Annotated in this window: 1 protein-coding gene; it reads left to right on the forward strand. The window is 56.3% G+C overall.

Annotated features, from left to right (window positions below; translation table 11 throughout):
* The coding region (locus H7U32_RS09625; protein WP_204469829.1) for an ImmA/IrrE family metallo-endopeptidase at positions 1 to 535 on the forward strand (535 nt) is incomplete at its 5' end.
* Positions 536 to 570: the final 35 nt, after the last annotated feature.

Genomic DNA, 570 nt, shown 5'->3' on the forward strand with positions numbered 1-570 from the left:
AGGGCATCTCGTTCAAGGGCACCTGGATCGTGATGGAGACATCGCGGGCGAGGCGGACGAAAAACAAGCGAACGCTTTCGCTGCGGCATTGCTGCTGCCCGAGAAATGGATGAGGAACTTCAATTGGCCCGCATTGACCCGCGCGGATGTCGCTCGGATGGTTTGGGAGGCCAAGGTCTCGGCTGCTGCGATGAGGGTCAGAATTGAGACATTGAGATTGAAAGCGTCGGATGAGGTTCGCGAAGCCTTGGAGCTGACGACTCCGAAGTTACTCACACTCGCCAGAACTAGCGCGGCGGAGCGATACCGAGATGTATTCGTCCCTGATTGGTCCCCGACTGTCATAGCTGCGTTGCTTGAGGAGACGGAGAAAGGTAACGCGGATCCGATGCTGACTTCCAAGGTTTTAGGTGCCCCCGTTGATGACATCGATTTTTCTGAGCCACCGAGCGAGGAGGAGATGGTCGAGCGGTACGAAAGAACGATGTTGGATCGTCGTAGGCGTGACGACGGGGCTGGGGATTCTGCATTGTGACGAACGACATAGGCGAAATCGTCGTCAGCTTACTG

Source organism: Bifidobacterium pullorum subsp. saeculare (assembly GCF_016899725.1).
GTDB lineage: Bacteria > Actinomycetota > Actinomycetes > Actinomycetales > Bifidobacteriaceae > Bifidobacterium > Bifidobacterium pullorum_C.